The organism is Ruegeria arenilitoris, assembly GCF_013035425.1.
In the GTDB taxonomy this organism is placed as follows: Bacteria; Pseudomonadota; Alphaproteobacteria; order Rhodobacterales; family Rhodobacteraceae; genus Ruegeria; species Ruegeria arenilitoris_A.
In genome coordinates this window covers 244,284-259,914 of the sequence record NZ_WQHX01000006.1, presented here as the reverse complement: position 1 = coordinate 259,914, position 15,631 = coordinate 244,284, and the positions used below count along the sequence as shown (strand labels likewise).

General features: G+C 51.9%; 16 protein-coding genes. 3 read left to right on the top strand and 13 right to left on the bottom strand.

Features of this window, described 5'->3' with window-relative positions:
• Window positions 1-3: 3 nt before the first annotated feature.
• Both GOV45_RS17320 and GOV45_RS17315 read left to right on the top strand, forming a co-directional pair.
• Window positions 4-363 (top strand): hypothetical protein, encoded by a 360-nt coding sequence (locus GOV45_RS17320; RefSeq protein ID WP_170480093.1) that lies wholly within the window; start codon window positions 4-6, stop codon window positions 361-363.
• A 99-nt stretch (window positions 364-462) separates the two neighbouring features.
• Window positions 463-1,989, top strand: a complete 1,527-nt coding sequence (locus tag GOV45_RS17315; RefSeq protein WP_170480091.1) for an MFS transporter — start codon at window positions 463-465, stop codon at window positions 1,987-1,989.
• A gap of 53 nt (window positions 1,990-2,042) precedes the next feature.
• Here the strand turns inward: GOV45_RS17315 and GOV45_RS17310 are convergent, their stop codons facing one another.
• The 7 genes from GOV45_RS17310 to GOV45_RS17280 form a co-directional block, all read right to left on the bottom strand.
• Window positions 2,043-3,386: a S41 family peptidase gene (locus GOV45_RS17310; protein WP_170480090.1), complete on the bottom strand. Its 1,344-nt coding sequence runs from the start codon at window positions 3,384-3,386 to the stop codon at window positions 2,043-2,045.
• Between the two features lie 6 nt (window positions 3,387-3,392).
• Window positions 3,393-4,526, bottom strand: a complete 1,134-nt coding sequence (locus GOV45_RS17305) for a murein hydrolase activator EnvC family protein (protein WP_170480088.1) — start codon at window positions 4,524-4,526, stop codon at window positions 3,393-3,395.
• Window positions 4,523-6,040 carry a 2,3-bisphosphoglycerate-independent phosphoglycerate mutase gene (gpmI, locus tag GOV45_RS17300; protein ID WP_170480086.1) on the bottom strand — a complete coding sequence of 506 codons (1,518 nt, stop codon included), beginning with the start codon at window positions 6,038-6,040 and terminating at the stop codon, window positions 4,523-4,525. The genes GOV45_RS17305 and gpmI overlap by 4 nt, the downstream gene beginning before the upstream one ends.
• A gap of 87 nt (window positions 6,041-6,127) precedes the next feature.
• Window positions 6,128-7,804 (bottom strand): sulfatase-like hydrolase/transferase, encoded by a 1,677-nt coding sequence (locus GOV45_RS17295; protein ID WP_170480084.1) that lies wholly within the window; start codon window positions 7,802-7,804, stop codon window positions 6,128-6,130.
• Window positions 7,805-7,819: 15 nt separating this feature from the next.
• Window positions 7,820-8,050: a (Na+)-NQR maturation NqrM gene (gene nqrM / locus GOV45_RS17290; RefSeq protein WP_170480082.1), complete on the bottom strand. Its 231-nt coding sequence runs from the start codon at window positions 8,048-8,050 to the stop codon at window positions 7,820-7,822.
• A 15-nt stretch (window positions 8,051-8,065) separates the two neighbouring features.
• Window positions 8,066-9,091, bottom strand: a complete 1,026-nt coding sequence (locus GOV45_RS17285) for an FAD:protein FMN transferase (RefSeq protein ID WP_170480080.1) — start codon at window positions 9,089-9,091, stop codon at window positions 8,066-8,068.
• 66 nt (window positions 9,092-9,157) lie between these two features.
• On the bottom strand, window positions 9,158-9,343 hold the full coding sequence (locus GOV45_RS17280) for a hypothetical protein (protein WP_170480077.1): 186 nt from the start codon (window positions 9,341-9,343) through the stop codon (window positions 9,158-9,160).
• A 120-nt stretch (window positions 9,344-9,463) separates the two neighbouring features.
• Between GOV45_RS17280 and GOV45_RS17275 the strand changes: the two genes are divergently transcribed.
• Complete coding sequence (locus GOV45_RS17275) at window positions 9,464-9,988, top strand: CBS domain-containing protein (protein WP_170480075.1); 525 nt, start codon at window positions 9,464-9,466, stop codon at window positions 9,986-9,988.
• 24 nt (window positions 9,989-10,012) lie between these two features.
• Here the strand turns inward: GOV45_RS17275 and GOV45_RS17270 are convergent, their stop codons facing one another.
• The 6 genes from GOV45_RS17270 to GOV45_RS17245 all read right to left on the bottom strand — a co-directional run bounded on the left by GOV45_RS17270 (window position 10,013) and on the right by GOV45_RS17245 (window position 15,629).
• On the bottom strand, window positions 10,013-10,792 hold the full coding sequence (locus GOV45_RS17270; protein ID WP_170480073.1) for a metallophosphoesterase family protein: 780 nt from the start codon (window positions 10,790-10,792) through the stop codon (window positions 10,013-10,015).
• A gap of 328 nt (window positions 10,793-11,120) precedes the next feature.
• Entirely contained in the window at window positions 11,121-12,341 is a 1,221-nt protein-coding gene (gene nqrF, locus GOV45_RS17265; protein WP_170480071.1) for an NADH:ubiquinone reductase (Na(+)-transporting) subunit F, read from the bottom strand.
• Between the two features lie 10 nt (window positions 12,342-12,351).
• Window positions 12,352-12,960 (bottom strand): NADH:ubiquinone reductase (Na(+)-transporting) subunit E, encoded by a 609-nt coding sequence (gene nqrE / locus GOV45_RS17260; RefSeq protein WP_170480069.1) that lies wholly within the window; start codon window positions 12,958-12,960, stop codon window positions 12,352-12,354.
• Entirely contained in the window at window positions 12,960-13,613 is a 654-nt protein-coding gene (locus tag GOV45_RS17255; protein ID WP_170480067.1) for an NADH:ubiquinone reductase (Na(+)-transporting) subunit D, read from the bottom strand. Before GOV45_RS17255 ends, nqrE begins: the two co-directional genes overlap by 1 nt.
• Entirely contained in the window at window positions 13,613-14,428 is an 816-nt protein-coding gene (locus tag GOV45_RS17250; RefSeq protein WP_170480065.1) for a Na(+)-translocating NADH-quinone reductase subunit C, read from the bottom strand. Before GOV45_RS17250 ends, GOV45_RS17255 begins: the two co-directional genes overlap by 1 nt.
• On the bottom strand, window positions 14,421-15,629 hold the full coding sequence (locus GOV45_RS17245) for an NADH:ubiquinone reductase (Na(+)-transporting) subunit B (protein ID WP_170480063.1): 1,209 nt from the start codon (window positions 15,627-15,629) through the stop codon (window positions 14,421-14,423). Before GOV45_RS17245 ends, GOV45_RS17250 begins: the two co-directional genes overlap by 8 nt.
• Window positions 15,630-15,631 lie beyond the last annotated feature (2 nt).

Genomic DNA, 15,631 nt, shown 5'->3' with positions numbered 1-15,631 from the left:
TATATGAAAGAGATCACTCTCACACCAACCAGGTTCGAAAACGCAATTTGGGAGGGCCACATATTATCTGATGCCGAACCCAGTATTGAAGCTATTTATCTGGATGAGCTGCTTGAGGGCATCGAACTGATACCTGCCAACGGTGGCTGGAATCTACGAATTCCGGTGCCCATCGCGGCACTGTCAGACGGAGTACACTGCATAGCCATTTATGACGCCGACTCAGATCGGAAACTGAGCGATTTCACCATCATTGCGGGCACACCCGCCGCCGATGATTTGCGAGCCGAGGTTGCTCTGCTGCGCTCTGAATTGGACATGCTTAAACGGGCATTTCGCCGATCTATGGCCCCAAAACCATAATCTTAGACGGTTTGGACGGGTTCCCAATAAACTAAATTTTGTTTCTTTTCCGCCGTTGCCGTGCATCATTGGACCGAAAGACACGGCACGGATGACCCTTTGGACCGCAAGAGCATCATAAAAATCATCGCACTAATGGTGACGGCCTTTGGTATCGGGATCGATTTCACCGGGGCCCTGATGCTCGTGCCCGCGATCGAAAACAGCTTTGATGCCGACATTACCAGTACACAATGGGTGCTCAACATCTATGCCCTGTTCTTTGCAATGACGATGGTAGCTGGCGGGCGCATGGGTGATATGTTCGGCCATCGCAGGATGATGATTGTCGGCCTCTCGATCTTCCTCTTCGCCTCAATTCTTTGCTATGTTTCACCCGGGCTGGATTATCTGATCGGTGCTAGGGCCTTGCAGGGAATTGGAGCGGGTTGCGTGTGGCCATGCACTTTGGCCTACGGCGCCACCAAGGTTTCCCGCGAAGAACATCGTGCGCTGGTTATGGGCCTCATTCTGGCCGGTGTTACAACCGGCAATGTTTTTGGTCCAATGATCAGCGGGGCGGTCGTCAACTTTGGTGACTGGCGGCTATTCTTTCTGGCCAACGTTATCTTTTCCTGCATATCCATGCTTACAGCTGTTCTGCTTATGGAACGTGAGACCAAGCACAAGCAAGGTGAACACATTGATTTTGCTGGAATGGGGATTTTGTCATTTGCTGTTCTCTTGCTGCTATACGCGCTTGATGTAGGGGCAGACTGGGGATGGACTTCCGTTCCTGTGATGCTTTTGTTCCTTGTCAGCGCGACGTTATTTGTATTGTTCCCAAAAGTCGAAAAACGGGTGGAGGAGCCGCTTCTGTTGCCGCAACTCGTTCAAAATCGGCAGTTTTTGTACACATTGGGCTTGAATATGTTCAATGTAGCGGCGGTATTTGTTGGGCTGTTGTATTTTCCGCAATACATGCAAAAGGTCCTTGGCTGGTCAACATTTCAATCAGCGCTGGGTTTGGCGCCACTGACTGTGTTACTGGCCGTTGGGTCGATCGTCTCGGGCACTTTGTACAACGACTTTGGTCCAAAACGTTTGCTGACTTGGGGATACGTTTGCGCCACAATTGGCGCTGCCAGCATCGTGGTCCTGCCAGTCGCATTCGGGTATTTCCAAATCCTACCGGGTATGGCGATGATCGGCTTGGGTGCTACACTGACAGTTGGTCCATCCGGAACCGCAGCGGTTTGTGCGGTCAAGCCTGAACGTGCCGGTCTGGTTGGCGGGTTGAGTTTCATGACTCATCTGGTCTATGGCGCCATCGCTGTCGCCTGCGCCACCGCAATAATGTATGCCACCAGCCTCGCCAGCCTTCGTACAAGCCTTTCAGACGCTGGTGTAAACATGTCCGACGCGGACCAAAAGATAATCAATGGTGGGACACTGACCACTAAATCCGCTCAGGCGGTAATGCAAAAACTCGATCCGGGCGAAGCCGAGAAGGTCAATACGGCCATCGCAACGGCGTTTGACGCTGGTATGAACATGGCCTTTGTCTTCGCCACTATTTCCGTTTCGGCAGGTATAGTGCTTGCGCGGTTACTAGACGAGAAAAAGCTCCACAAAGTCGAAGGTTGATCCAGAAAAAGAAGGCCGCGAGAAACGCGGCCCTACTTCTTTTCATCTACCCGTCACTGGGACGGGCCACTGGGCCGAAAGGCTGACAAACCTTTGAGAATGTCGATGGCATAGGCTAGCTGGTAGTCCTGCTCGCGAAGTTCAGCGGTTGCTTCTGCTTTGGCTCGATCTTCCTCGATTTGGCGGATTTCGTCCTCGCTTAAACTGTCATTATTCAAGCTGCCCCGCAGATCGGCTTCAGACCGGGTGCGTGCGTCGCTTTCTTCCTCTTCTTCAGTTTCGGGTGCAGGGCGCGGCTGTTCAACGATGATGTCCGGGCTGACTCCAAGCGCTTGGATCGAACGACCCGATGGCGTGTAATAACGAGAGGTTGTCAAGCGCATCGCCCCGTCGCCCCGCAGAGGCATCACCGTTTGAACAGAACCTTTTCCGAAACTTTTTGTTCCAACGACGATAGCGCGGTTATGATCCTGCAGCGCGCCCGCCACGATTTCCGAAGCCGAGGCCGAGCCACCATTAATCAGAACAACAATGGGCTTGCCTGCTGACAAATCACCTGGCGTCGCATTAAACCGCTCACCGTCCGCAGGATCGCGACCGCGGGTCGACACGATTTCTCCCTCTTCCAGAAAAGCGTCTGAAACCTTTATGGCCTGGGTCAACAATCCACCGGGATTATTGCGCAGGTCAAGCACGATGCCGTTGACATTTTCAATGCCACCAACTTCTTCGATCTGTTCTTCCAGACCCTCCTTCAGGTTCGGATAGGTCTGATCGTTGAATGTTGTAACACGGAGTACAACACTTGTTCCTTCAGTCCGCGCGCGAACGGCGGTCAACTTGATGGTGTCGCGAATAATTGTAACGTCAAATGGTTCCGGCTCACCCTCTCGGACCACAGTAATAACAATCTCAGAGCCGACAGGACCGCGCATCAAATCAACGGCGGAATCCAGGGTAAGGCCTAGGATGCTTTCGCCGTCTACGTGAGTTATGAAATCACCCGCCTCGATCCCTGCCTCATCTGCAGGAGTATCATCAATAGGCGATACGACTTTGACAAAGCCTTCTTCTTGCGTGACCTCGATGCCTAACCCGCCGAATTCGCCGCGTGTCTGAACGCGCATCTGCTCGGCATCATCGGGCGAAAGGTAACTGGAATGCGGGTCCAAAGAAGTCAACATGCCGTCGATCGCAGCTTCGATCAACTCGTCGGTTTCAACCTCTTCGACATACTGCGCACGAATGCGTTCAAAGATATCTCCGAAAAGATCAAGCTGTTGATATACGTCGGCCTTACTTTCCGCCTCTTGCGCCAGTAACGGGCCTGCGATCTGAGTGGTTGCAACAATCCCTGCCACAGTACCGGCCAAGCCAGCAATCAAGAATTTTTTCATATTCCTTTATCCATCCTTATCCGTCCGAAACCATGATTCCGGATCCACGGAGTTGTTGTCTTGTCTTACCTCTATATAGAGCGTTTCTGACCAGTCAGTTCCAGTGCCATCACCGCTTGTTGACATAATAGCGCCGATTCCGGGCATTTCTCCGGGCATTAGGCCAACCGGAGAACCCTCTGGAATAACCTGACCGGTTTGACCAAACACGTCCTGCAGGCCTGAAAAGACGAATAACAAACCGGGTTGCGGCTCTAGAATAATCAGGTTCCCAAGGTCCAAAAGCGGTCCGCGATAACGGATCGTGGCTGCAGTCGGAGATACAACAAGTGCGCGAGGTCTTGTTCCCAAAACAATTCCAGGTCGCGACACACCCGCCGCGTCCGTTTCTCCTGCCCTGTGCAGCATCACACCTTGGGTCGGCAGTTCGATCTGACCTTTTCTGTCTTTGATATTCGAGTTTGATTCGATAATTCCGCTATCTGATATCTGCGACAGCCCGCTGGCGAACCCATCCAGTGTCTCAGTTGACGCGATAAGGATCGCGGTTCGCACAGGATCTTCGACAAACCGGCGGGGCAGATCCGTTCGATCAGCGATGGCTTCGCTCAACCGTGTGCGCGCGTCCTGAGCACCAGTAAGGCCTTTGGTCAGAGTCTCTGCAGCGTTTTGCTGCAGATCACGCAAAACCCGGACCTCATTCAAGTCTTTCGCCAGCGACTGAGCGCGAGCATGCAGTCCCGGAGTTACTTCAGACAACATCATGCCTGCACGTGCGGTACCTAACGGGCCCGAAGGATGCAGCATCAAAAGTGGCGGCGCCGTGGTCTCTATTGTCTGCAAGACACCTAGAAACTGGGCGATTTCATCTTCCCGAGCATTCAATTCAGCAGTCAGCTGTGCTTCGCGCAGCGATGCCCTGCGCAACCCTTCACGCATGGCCGATAACCCAGCCTCAAATGCCTGAATAGTTTCGGTCAATGCCTTTACCCTGTCACGCGTGTCTTCAGCCTCATTCAACTTAACCGAGGCCTGTTCCAGCATTTCCGCCGCCTCTAACGCCGCATGCGAAGGATCACTTTGCGCAAATGCCCAAAATGGATAACACACCACGGCAAGCAAGAGCGTGCACAGCTTCATGATATCAGACTTTCTCCTGTCATTTCTGGCGGTTTGGGCAGACCCATTAGGTCAAGAATAGTCGGGGCTAAATCCGAAAGGCGCCCTTCTCGCAATGATACGCCCAAAGGACCACCAACCAATGCGACAGGAACCGGGTTCAGGGTGTGAGCTGTATGGGGACCACCTGTTTCCGGATCCACCATAACCTCACAGTTTCCGTGATCGGCAGTAACGATCATGGCGCCCCCTGCTTTCTCAAGCGCCACAATCACCTTTGCCAAACCTCGATCCACTGCCTCACAGGCTTTGATAGCAGCCTCAAGATCACCGGTGTGACCCACCATGTCAGGGTTTGCATAGTTTGTTACGATCAGATCATAGCCTGCGTCGATAGCTTCTACGAATTTATCAGTGACTTCGACCGACGACATTTCAGGTTGTAGATCATAAGTTGCGACTTTGGGGGATTTCGGCATATAGCGGTCTTCTCCCAACTCAGCTTGTTCTTTGCCGCCGTTGAGGAAGAAAGTTACATGAGGGTACTTTTCAGTCTCAGCCAAGCGGAACTGACGCAAACCCTGTTTTGCCACCCATTCGCCCAACGTATTTACGATGTCACGCTTTGGGAACACCGTCGTCATATAAGCGTTATGCCCATCTGAGTATTCAACCATTCCCAAAATTGCCGAAAAAGACGGGCGCAAACCGGTATCAAAATCGGAAAACTTCGGCTCGGCAATTGCGCGCAGGATTTCACGGGCGCGATCAGCACGAAAATTCAGGCAAAAGAACCCATCGCCATTCATAGCACCGCTGAATGAACCCAAAACAGTAGGGATAATGAATTCGTCCGTTTCAGACAGATCATAGGCCAGCTCAACAGCCTCTGTGGCCGTTTGGGCAGTTCTGCCTTGCCCCTTGATCATTGCTTCATATGCTTGGGAAACACGTTCCCAACGGTTGTCACGGTCCATCGCATAGTAACGCCCACAAAGCGTCGCAATGCGCGCGCCTTCGGGCAAATGCCGCTCAAGCTCGGCAACAAATGTCAACGCCGATTTTGGTGGAACATCTCTTCCATCCGTAATTGCGTGCAGCGCAACCGGAACCCCCGAACCTGTGATCGCCTTGGCTGCTGCAATCATATGATTCAAATGCCCATGCACCCCGCCGTCTGAAACAAGACCCATAAGGTGAGCGGTTCCACCGACAGCCTTCACCTTTGCGATGAAAGTCTGCAAAGCGGCGTTTTCAAAAAAAGAACCGTCCTCGATAGCTAAATCGATCTGCCCCAAATCCATTGCAACCACGCGGCCTGCACCGATATTTGTGTGTCCAACTTCTGAATTTCCCATCTGCCCGCTGGGCAGTCCTACATCAGGACCATGGGTTATCAGCTTGGCGTGCGGTCCTTTGGACATAATTGAGTCAATAGTCGGCGTGTTCGCCATTAACGGCGCATTGGCTTCAGTGCTGTCTGATATTCCCCAGCCGTCGAGAATGCACAATACTACGGGTTTAGGGACAGTCATTTGAGCTCTCCGATAGCTGAACTTGGCCCTTCTTCTAACCTCAGCCTGCCCGGGGGTGAACCGCATTTTGGGCAAGGTTCAGAAGTTTTAATCTTCTTTGGGCATGTACTCCGCAAACGGTCTGGCCTTTCTGCCCCGGTACTTTACGGTCAGTTTCAGCGGTGCATCATTTTCGTCGTAAATTCCAATCATAACTCCGGTACCACCGCTTTTTGTCCGCATATCATTCAGCTGTTGTTCTGAGCGCGTTGTGCGCTGCGATGGTCGACGCGCCCACGCGAAGAGATTATCGTAAAGCTTTGCAATGATGTCCTCGTGTTCCGCGCTGTTGCCGAGATCGATCAACTCTTCTGGATCGGCGTCCAAATCGAAAAGGATAGGACGGTGACCGCCTTCGCAGTGGATCAACTTCCACTTTGGGGTCACAACCATGAACATAACCGCGTCGCGGACCGAAGTATTAAGTTTCTCAACTATAGACGAAGCGGAATAATCGTACTCGCAAATCGCGAACTCGCGGGGTGTTTCAGTCGCATCGCCATGAAGTATCGGCAACAGGGAATGCCCTTCAAGTATATGGCCCGCCATTTCTCCGCCTGCCACTTCAACAAAAGTCGGGGCCAGGTCAATCGACTCGACCAGCGCATCGCAGGTGGTACCACGGGTGGCATCCGCCTCGGACGAAGGATCATAAATTATCAGGGGCATCTTCGTAGAGGCATCGTGAAAGAAAGTCTTTTCCCCCAGCCAGTGATCACCAAGAAAATCACCGTGGTCCGAGGTCAGAACAATCATTGTATCCTGCATTCGCCCCGTCTGTTCCATCCATTCAAACAAGCGACCCATCTGGTCATCTGCTTGTTTTATCAGGCCCATGTAGGCCGGAATCACAGCGTCTCGAACATCCTGCCTTGAAAAGGCCTGACCGACCTTGGTCTCCATAAACGCCCTAAGTACAGGATGTGCGTCTTCCCGCTCAGCCTCTGATCGGACCGGTGGAACAACATGTTCCGGACCATACATCGACGCATACGGTTCAGGCACGATGTAAGGCCAATGAGGTTTGATATAGCTAAGGTGGCAACACCAAGGCCCGTCGTGGCTTTGCATAAACTCTATTCCCCGCGTGGTCAGGTACGGGGTTTCACTGTCTTCTTCTGCTATGTTCGCTGGTTCGGAGGAATATTTTAAGAACCAGCCAGAAAGAACGTTACCCTCGGCATCCAACCCGGAATTGGCGAAGTCGTGCCAGGGATTATCGCCCTCGTATCCTTTATTTGAAAGATACTGATTGTATTTCTTTGCGCCGTTCGGATCGTAAAACCCATCGGGCCCTTCTGCTCGCAAACCATCATCTCGCTCGAAAACGTCAAACCCACATTCGGCCACCCGAGCACCGATAACGCTGTCAGGTTCCAACCCTAACCGTGCCATGCCTTCAGCGTCCGCGGCCATATGTGTCTTGCCGACCAGCCAACAATCCATGCCTGCTTTCCGAAGATGGTCGCCCATCGTGATCTCGCCTACTTTCAGTGGAATGTTATTCCAAGACGCGCCGTGTGAATGCACATAGCGCCCCGTATAGGTGGACATACGCGAGCTACCGCAAATCGGCGATTGAATATACGCACGCGTGAATCGAACACCTTTCGAAGCAAGACGATCAATGTTCGGGGTATGCAAATGCGGATGTCCATAGCAGCTAAGGTAATCCCAACGCAGCTGATCGAACATGATGAAAAGGATATTCTTGGCTTTGGTCATGCCAAGAGTGGTATCCTAGCCTTCCATCCGCTGCAGCATCTTTTTCGCACGCTTACACTGCAATTGATCCCGCAGTGGGCTGTCTGGATCGATATCTTTGTGGCAGACAAGACATTTATCTGCGCCAGAAATCGCATTCAGGCCGCCGCAGCTTCCTTTAATTGTTTTGCCCATCAGCATTACACCCAACGACATACCGACCATGACAATGAGCAAAAGTACAAAAGCCAGAAGAAAAGTGGTCATCGCTGTTCCTAACTGTCAGTCGGAGTCGAGCACATTCGTGAACGCGCTGCTGGTTACTGTGATATAGGTTTCCTCGTCACCTGTCACATCCCTTGAGATGAAAAACACAGCAAGATCTTGCTCTTCCGCCAGCTTCAACCCATTTTCCTGACCTAACGCCAGCATCGCCGTAGCCCAGGCGTCCGCCATCATCGCATTTTCAGCCAGAACAGTGACCGAAGTAGTTCGATGCGTGATCGGACGTCCAGTCACTGGGTTTATGATATGTGAATACCGAACACCATCCTGCTCGAAGAAGTTCTTATAGTCACCTGATGTGGCCAACCCCAAGTCTGCTACAGGCACCACTAGCTGGATGGTCTGCGAGCCGGTTTCAGGTTTTTCTATACCTATCCGCCAGCGTTCGCCGCTTTCGTTTTCGCCTTTAGCGACCAAATCTCCGCCGATTTCAACCAAATAGTTTTCGACTCCTGCCTCTGCGAGAGCACCTGCAATAGCATCAATGCCGTAGCCTTTGGCTATTGCGGACAAATTTATCCCAACATTGGCATCGGCCTTTGCCAACGTGCCTGCGTTTCGGTCCAAAATCAGCAGACGATCTTGCCCGACAGCCGCCAGCGCCCTTTGAATATCAGAATTTGATGGAACAGGGTCTTCTGGTTTGCGTGGCCCGAAACCCCAAAGCTCGATCAACGGACCCAGAGTCACGTCAAACATCCCGCCCGACTTTTCGTGAACTTCGTTTGCCGCTTCAATTACAAGTGCAAATTCTTCAGAGATAGCAACGGGTTCCGTATTGGATGAAGCCGAGAAAACAGACACCTCGGAGTTTGGATCCCAATTGGACATCTTGGCGTTGACCTCTGCCAAAGTATCCTGCACGGCCGCTGCCAAAGTAGTTTCATCCAGTTCATCACCGATCGCCGTGATGTCAAAGGTGGTCCCCATCGTCTCACCAGACAGTCGAACCACATCTGGTTCAGTGTCGAACCAACATCCCGCTACAAGAAACGTGAAAGCCAGTGCAATCAGGCTGCGCATCGTATGACCTCATGGGATAACCGTGCTCGGCGTATGCCAGCGACCCCTAACAGAGTCAAATCTGACCTAAAGTTTCATCGGTAAAAACCCAAGAACGATCAGACCAATCGCGGCGGGAACCCCGAAAATCCAGGCTCTTTTCCGCCATCCGGGTGCCTGTTGCTTCCAAACCCGTCTAAAGTTGTGCCCGCAAATGACTACGCCCAGAAAGATCAATGCGGCTACAGGCGGTGTTAAGTAAAGTTGGCTCATGCGGCAGGAGCTTCCTGTAAGGCAGAGTTTAACCAGATTTCGAAATTGCACCCTATACAGGGCTTATGCCTGCGATAAGGTAGATAAGACAGTCCACACACATGCAGGAGGAGACCGCCCATGGCCCCAAGCTCTTACCAGCCCCCGACCCGCGGCGACAAGGTCACTACGGCCACACGCAGCCAATCGGTCGAATCGAACCTGTCGCAAACCAACACGACAGTGGCCAAGCTGCTGGAAGGTAAAGGAGACGCCGTATTCGCTGTTAGACCGACTGACACGATCCATTCGGTTGTCGAAATTTTGCGGGAAAAACGAATTGGCGCCGTTGTAGTGACAGATCAGAACGGAACGCTGCAAGGAATTCTTTCTGAACGCGATATCGTTCGTCGCATGGCTGAAACACCGGGACAGACTCTGCCGCAATCGGTCAGCGATCTAATGACCCGAGACGTGCAGACGTGCAAACCTGACGACCCGTTGAACGACGTACTCAAAACCATGACTGAAGGGCGCTTTCGCCACATGCCGGTGCTGAGCGACGGCATCTTGCGCGGGGTTATCACTATTGGCGACGTAGTGCATTTCCGTTTGAAAGAACTGGAATACGAGGCCCTTAGAATGAAACAAATGATCGTAGGCTAAACCCGTATTTGGATTATTAAGCTCTCACAACTGAGTAACCCCATTTCTGTCAGTGGACAAAAAACGGACCTGTCCACTGGATATTTCAGCCGCTGTAAGGTGGTTGGTCGCAAAGGCTCCGGTGTCAATTGAAATCACTTGGTTTTCGACCGTTGGATCAGTCACGATTGTATGGCCGTGCACAATCCACTGTCCGTCTTTGCGGCGCGGGCCAGGGAATTGCGGGTGCCCCCACAGGCAAACCTTTCTTGATTGCTTATCAACGGATCGATGTGGATCAAGTGCGGCATGCACAACGGTCACGTTTCCACTGGTCCAGGTAAGCGGTCTGTCCTGAATCCATTCCAAAAGCGGTTGGCCCATCTCGCGCCGCAACGCTTCGCCAATTTCATTCAACCTGTCCGTGGTCTCGGTTTCATCGGCAACGCCAAAGGAAGCTAGCGTCTGTCTGCCACCATTGTGCCACCACATTCGCGCCATTGCCTCTGGGTTTTTTAGAAACTGAAGCAACATGTCTTCATGATTTCCTAAAAGACAAATCACTTCGCGGTCCTTGACTCCGGATAGATGGTAAAGGTGGCGTAATACCTGTGCGCTACACTCACCTCTATCGATATAGTCCCCGACAAATACGAGCGGGCAATCTGCATCGAGCGAAGCGATTAGCCGTTGCAACAAGTCCAGACGACCATGGATATCCCCTACGGCATAAAATCGTTCTGCAGGGGCAAGCGTTGACAACGCCGAGCCCGATTTTCCTGAGCGCGACGCAGAGAAAAGATTTTTTATCCAACCATTCAGCATCTGCTCTGTTCCCTACCCTGCTGGACCAAGAGCAGCAATCCGGAAATCCAGCAGAACTTGTTGCAACATGCTCCAAGTTATTGCTGTCAGCTCTCTGCGGGGTCACAAGTCGCAGATGACGGAAAGCTGAATTCCGTTTCTTCCCTGTTTAATGTGCCCGAAGGAAATCTGAGCTGCCGACGAATTCTATACAAATAAGCAGGATTCAAACTCGGAACGTGATTGTAGAATTGCGACGCCCAACGCTTAGGCTTTCACAGTTCGCCGATTTGAGTTTCTTGGCCACACCAAAACAAACCGAAGCATTAAACTTCGGTTTTTTGACATATCAGCCACCAAAATCATCAAGCATGATGTCTTCACGGTCCACGCCAAGATCCAGCAGCATGTTTATAACAGACTGGTTCATGATCGGTGGTCCACACATGTAGAATTCGCAATCTTCCGGCGCCGGATGGTTCTTGAGGTATTCTTCGAACAACACGTTATGGATAAAACCTGTGTAGCCGTCCCAATCATCTCCAGGCTGAGGATCAGACAAGGCAACATGCCATTCAAAGTTTTCGTTTTCCGCCGCGAGCGAGTCGAAATCCTCGACAAAGAACATCTCTCGCTTGGACCTGGCCCCATACCAAAAACTAATTTTTCGTTTCGTTTTCAATCTTTTGAGCTGATCAAAGATGTGGCTGCGCATCGGTGCCATACCCGCACCTCCGCCTATGAAGACCATCTCCTTTTCTGTATCGCGCGCGAAGAATTCACCAAAAGGGCCGGAGATCGTAACTTTGTCACCTGGTTTCAAGTTGAAAATGTAGGACGACATCTGACCCGCAGGTATGCCCTCTGATCCCGGCGGCGGCGAAGCCACCCGAACGTTGAGCATGATCATACCCTTCTCTTCTGGATAGTTGGCCATGGAGTAAGCACGTTCAATCGGCTCGGCAACCACTGACTTGTATTGCCACAAATTGAATTTGTCCCAGTCTTCGCGATACTCCTCTTCAACGTCGAAATCGGTATACGCCAGCTGGTGCGCTGGCGCCTCGATCTGAATGTAGCCTCCAGCACGGAAATTCACATCCTCGCCTTCAGGTAAGTCCAGCGTCAGGGCCTTGATAAAGGTCGCAACGTTTTCGTTCGAACGAACGGTACATTCCCACTTCTTGACACCAAAGACCTCCTCCGGAACTTCGATATCCATGTCCTGCTTGACTGCCACCTGACAGGAAAGCCGATCCCCACAAGATGCCTCTCGCTTAGTGATATGGCTCTCTTCAGTCGGCAGTATTGATCCGCCGCCCGAATGAATGCGCACGCGGCACTGTGCGCAGGTTCCACCGCCCCCGCAAGCGGACGGGACAAACAGCTTCTCTGCCGCCAGCGTTTGCAAAAGCTTGCCACCAGCAGGGACCGAAATCGTTTTTTCACCGTTGATGGTGATGTTCACGTTACCGGTCGAAACCAACCGCGACCGCGCGGCCATGATGACCGCGACCAGCGCGAGAACGATCAAGGTAAATAGGATGACGCCTAAGCTGAACGTTTCCATCGGCCCCTCCTTAAAGCTTCACGCCTGAGAAGGACATGAAAGCCATCGCCATCAAGCCCGCCGTGATAAAGGTGATACCCAGACCCTGCAATCCGTCAGGAATATCGGAATATTTCAGCTTTTCCCTGACACCGGCCATTGCCGTGATGGCCAAAGCCCATCCAAAGCCCGAGGAGAGACCGTAAGTTGCCGCTTCAGCGAAGTTGTAATCCCTCTCGACCATGAACAAAGACCCGCCCAGTATGGCGCAATTTACGGTAATCAAAGGCAGGAAAATACCCAATGCGTTGTACAGAGGTGGAAAATACTTATCGAGGATCATCTCTAGGATCTGCACCATAGCCGCGATGACGCCAATATAAGAAATCAAACCAAGAAAAGTTAGGTCAACATCCGGGAACCCCGCCCATGCCAGTGCGCCTGGTTTCAGCAGATAATTCAGCAACAGATTATTTGTCGGTACTGTAATGGCCTGAACCAGCATCACTGATATACCCAAGCCGAGCGCAGTCGAGATCTTCTTCGAAACGGCGATAAAGGTGCACATACCCAGAAAGAAGCTGAGCGCAAGGTTTTCAACAAAGATGGCCTTTACGGCCAATGAGATAAGCCCTTCCATCAGTGCGCCTCTACCTGTTGAATTTTGTATTCACGCTCTTCGACTTGGCTGGGTTTCCAGGTTCGGAAAGCCCATATAATCAGCCCGATAATGAAAAACGCGGAGGGCGGCAAAAGCAACATGCCGTTCGGCACGTACCAGCCCCCGTTATTCACGGTCTGCAAAATTGTAATGCCAAATAGCGACCCCGCCCCAAACAATTCGCGGATGAAACCCACCAGCAGCAGGATCAGGCCATAGCCCATGCCGTTTCCCATCCCGTCGATGAAAGACGCGACAGGTGGGTTTTTCATTGCAAAAGCTTCGGCACGGCCCATCACAATGCAGTTGGTGATAATAAGGCCAACGAAGACCGACAGGGTCTTAGAAATCTCGAAAGCATATGCTTTGAGGATTTGATCCACCAAAATCACGAGCGAGGCAATGATCACCATCTGCACGATGATCCGGATTGAACCGGGTATCTGATTGCGTAGGCAAGAAATGAAAAAGGATGAGAACGACGTTACAAAGATAACGGCCAGCGCCATAACCATTGACACTTGCAGCGACGAGGTCACCGCCAAGGCCGAACAGATGCCGAGTACCTGTAATGTGATCGGGTTATTGTCGACAAGCGGGTCGACCAAAAGCTCTTTTCTTGTCTGCGACATCAGAACTCTCCTGCTTGCAGTTTGGCCAGAAACGGAGCGTAACCCGCGTCACCCATCCAGAATTTCACAAGGTTATCGACCCCAACCGATGTCAGAGTGGCACCAGCCAACGCATCAACATAAAAGTCGGGTCCGGCGGCAGGTTGTGTCTTTGACACCGTGATCTGAAGATCGCCTGCATCATCACGCAACTTTTTTCCGTTCCACAATGCTTTCCAACGCGGATTGTCGACCTCGGCGCCCAGTCCGGGGGTTTCGCCATGCTGATAAAACTGCAAGCCAAAAATATCGTTGCCGTTATTTTCCAACGCGATGAAACCGTAAAGCGTCGACCAGAGACCGTAGCCGTGCAGAGGAAGAACAACTTTATCCAATTCACCGGATTGATCGCGCAATAGATATATAACGCGGTAATTGGATCTGCGGCCAATCCCTGCCGGATCATTATCCAGCGCGACACTCAGGTCCGGGTCACTGGCAGCAGCGATATCGTCGAACGTCGTTGGGTCGAATTGATCATCGACGAATTCACCAGTCTCCAGCTCCAGCACATGCGGCTCGAACGCGGCAAAGGCCTCGGTGACGTCGATGCCGGGTTCATAGACGCCTGCCACCTGCAAAACGTTAACCTGCCTGTCCTTCAGGCGGTTGGCGTCCTGAACTGGTCGAAGGCTAACTGCAGCGGCCGACACCACCATCGAAGCAACTAGGCAAACGGCGACGGCCACAAAAATGGTCTTGCCAACCGAATCCGGCGAAGCCGCCAGGAATCGGGCGATTGCACCTTTTTGCTCAGGGGGTTGCGTATCAGACATGGCGACGCGCCCTCCGTTTAATGTTTGCCTGAACGACAAAATAATCAATCAGCGGCGCAAAGACATTGCCGAACAAAATGGCAAGCATCATTCCTTCGGGAAATGCCGGATTAACCACGCGGATCATTACGACCATCACCCCAATCAGTGCACCGTATATGTAGCGACCCACGTTAGTATGGCTTGCAGAAACAGGTTCGGTGACCATGAACGCTAAACCAAACGCATAGCCCCCGATTACTAGATGCCAGTACCACGGCATGGAAAACATCGGATTGGTGTCGGACCCAATCAGGTTAAGCAACATCGTAAAGACAATTGTTCCGCTCAAACATCCAACGATCAGCCGATAGTTTGCGATTCGTGTCACTATCAAGAAGGCAAGGCCGATCATACAAGCCAATGTTGAAGTCTCGCCAAAGCTGCCTTGTATCTGACCAAAGAAGGCGCTCCACCAAGTTATGCCATCCGCAGCGAGCACTTGATAGCCCTGAGAAGCTGAAACCGACAATGCAGTCGCCCCAGAAAAGCCGTCGACCGGTGTCCAGACCGTGTCGCCCGACATATTTGCCGGGTAGGCAAAGTACAAGAATGCCCGACCAACCAATGCAGGGTTGAGGAAATTTTTGCCTGTTCCGCCAAAAACTTCTTTACCGATCACAACGCCAAAGATGATGCCCAAAGCCACCTGCCAAAGGGGGGCGGTGGCTGGCATTATCAGCGTATAAAGCATTGATGTTACGAGGAAACCTTCGTTCACTTCGTGTCCGCGCACGGTAGCGAAGATAACCTCGAAGATGCCGCCAGCGACCAACGTGACGATGTATATCGGTAGAAAATACATCAATCCATGCATTACATTGGCAAAGATGCTTTCGGGGTTCAGAGAAATTCCAATGGCTTGCAGAATGGAGATCCGCCACCCGGTTGCGGAATCTGGACCCAGCATTTCAATGGCCGAATTCGCCTGATACCCGGTGTTGTACATCCCCCACAATATACAAGGGATCGTGGCTATCACGACGTAAGTCATGATGCGTTTCATATCGACATAGGACCGCGCATGTGGTGCGACAGTCGTCACTGTTTTTGGCGTGTAGATGAAGCTTTCGACCATCTCGTAGATGGGAAAGTACTTTTCGTATTTGCCGCCTTTGGTGAAATTCGGCTCAATCCGGTCAAAGAAGCTGCGCAAACCCATTC

Coding starts and splice junctions, on each gene's coding strand:
- GOV45_RS17280 (WP_170480077.1), bottom strand. CDS start 9,343: ATGAGCCAACTTTACTTAACACCGCCTGTAGCCGCATTGATCTTTCTG.
- GOV45_RS17310 (WP_170480090.1), bottom strand. CDS start 3,386: ATGAAAAAATTCTTGATTGCTGGCTTGGCCGGTACTGTGGCAGGGATT.
- GOV45_RS17245 (WP_170480063.1), bottom strand. CDS start 15,629: ATGGGTTTGCGCAGCTTCTTTGACCGGATTGAGCCGAATTTCACCAAA.
- gpmI (WP_170480086.1), bottom strand. CDS start 6,040: ATGACTGTCCCTAAACCCGTAGTATTGTGCATTCTCGACGGCTGGGGA.
- GOV45_RS17275 (WP_170480075.1), top strand. CDS start 9,464: ATGGCCCCAAGCTCTTACCAGCCCCCGACCCGCGGCGACAAGGTCACT.
- GOV45_RS17250 (WP_170480065.1), bottom strand. CDS start 14,428: ATGTCTGATACGCAACCCCCTGAGCAAAAAGGTGCAATCGCCCGATTC.
- GOV45_RS17270 (WP_170480073.1), bottom strand. CDS start 10,792: ATGCTGAATGGTTGGATAAAAAATCTTTTCTCTGCGTCGCGCTCAGGA.
- nqrF (WP_170480071.1), bottom strand. CDS start 12,341: ATGGAAACGTTCAGCTTAGGCGTCATCCTATTTACCTTGATCGTTCTC.
- nqrE (WP_170480069.1), bottom strand. CDS start 12,960: ATGGAAGGGCTTATCTCATTGGCCGTAAAGGCCATCTTTGTTGAAAAC.
- GOV45_RS17285 (WP_170480080.1), bottom strand. CDS start 9,091: ATGCGCAGCCTGATTGCACTGGCTTTCACGTTTCTTGTAGCGGGATGT.
- GOV45_RS17295 (WP_170480084.1), bottom strand. CDS start 7,804: ATGACCAAAGCCAAGAATATCCTTTTCATCATGTTCGATCAGCTGCGT.
- nqrM (WP_170480082.1), bottom strand. CDS start 8,050: ATGACCACTTTTCTTCTGGCTTTTGTACTTTTGCTCATTGTCATGGTC.
- GOV45_RS17320 (WP_170480093.1), top strand. CDS start 4: ATGAAAGAGATCACTCTCACACCAACCAGGTTCGAAAACGCAATTTGG.
- GOV45_RS17255 (WP_170480067.1), bottom strand. CDS start 13,613: ATGTCGCAGACAAGAAAAGAGCTTTTGGTCGACCCGCTTGTCGACAAT.
- GOV45_RS17305 (WP_170480088.1), bottom strand. CDS start 4,526: ATGAAGCTGTGCACGCTCTTGCTTGCCGTGGTGTGTTATCCATTTTGG.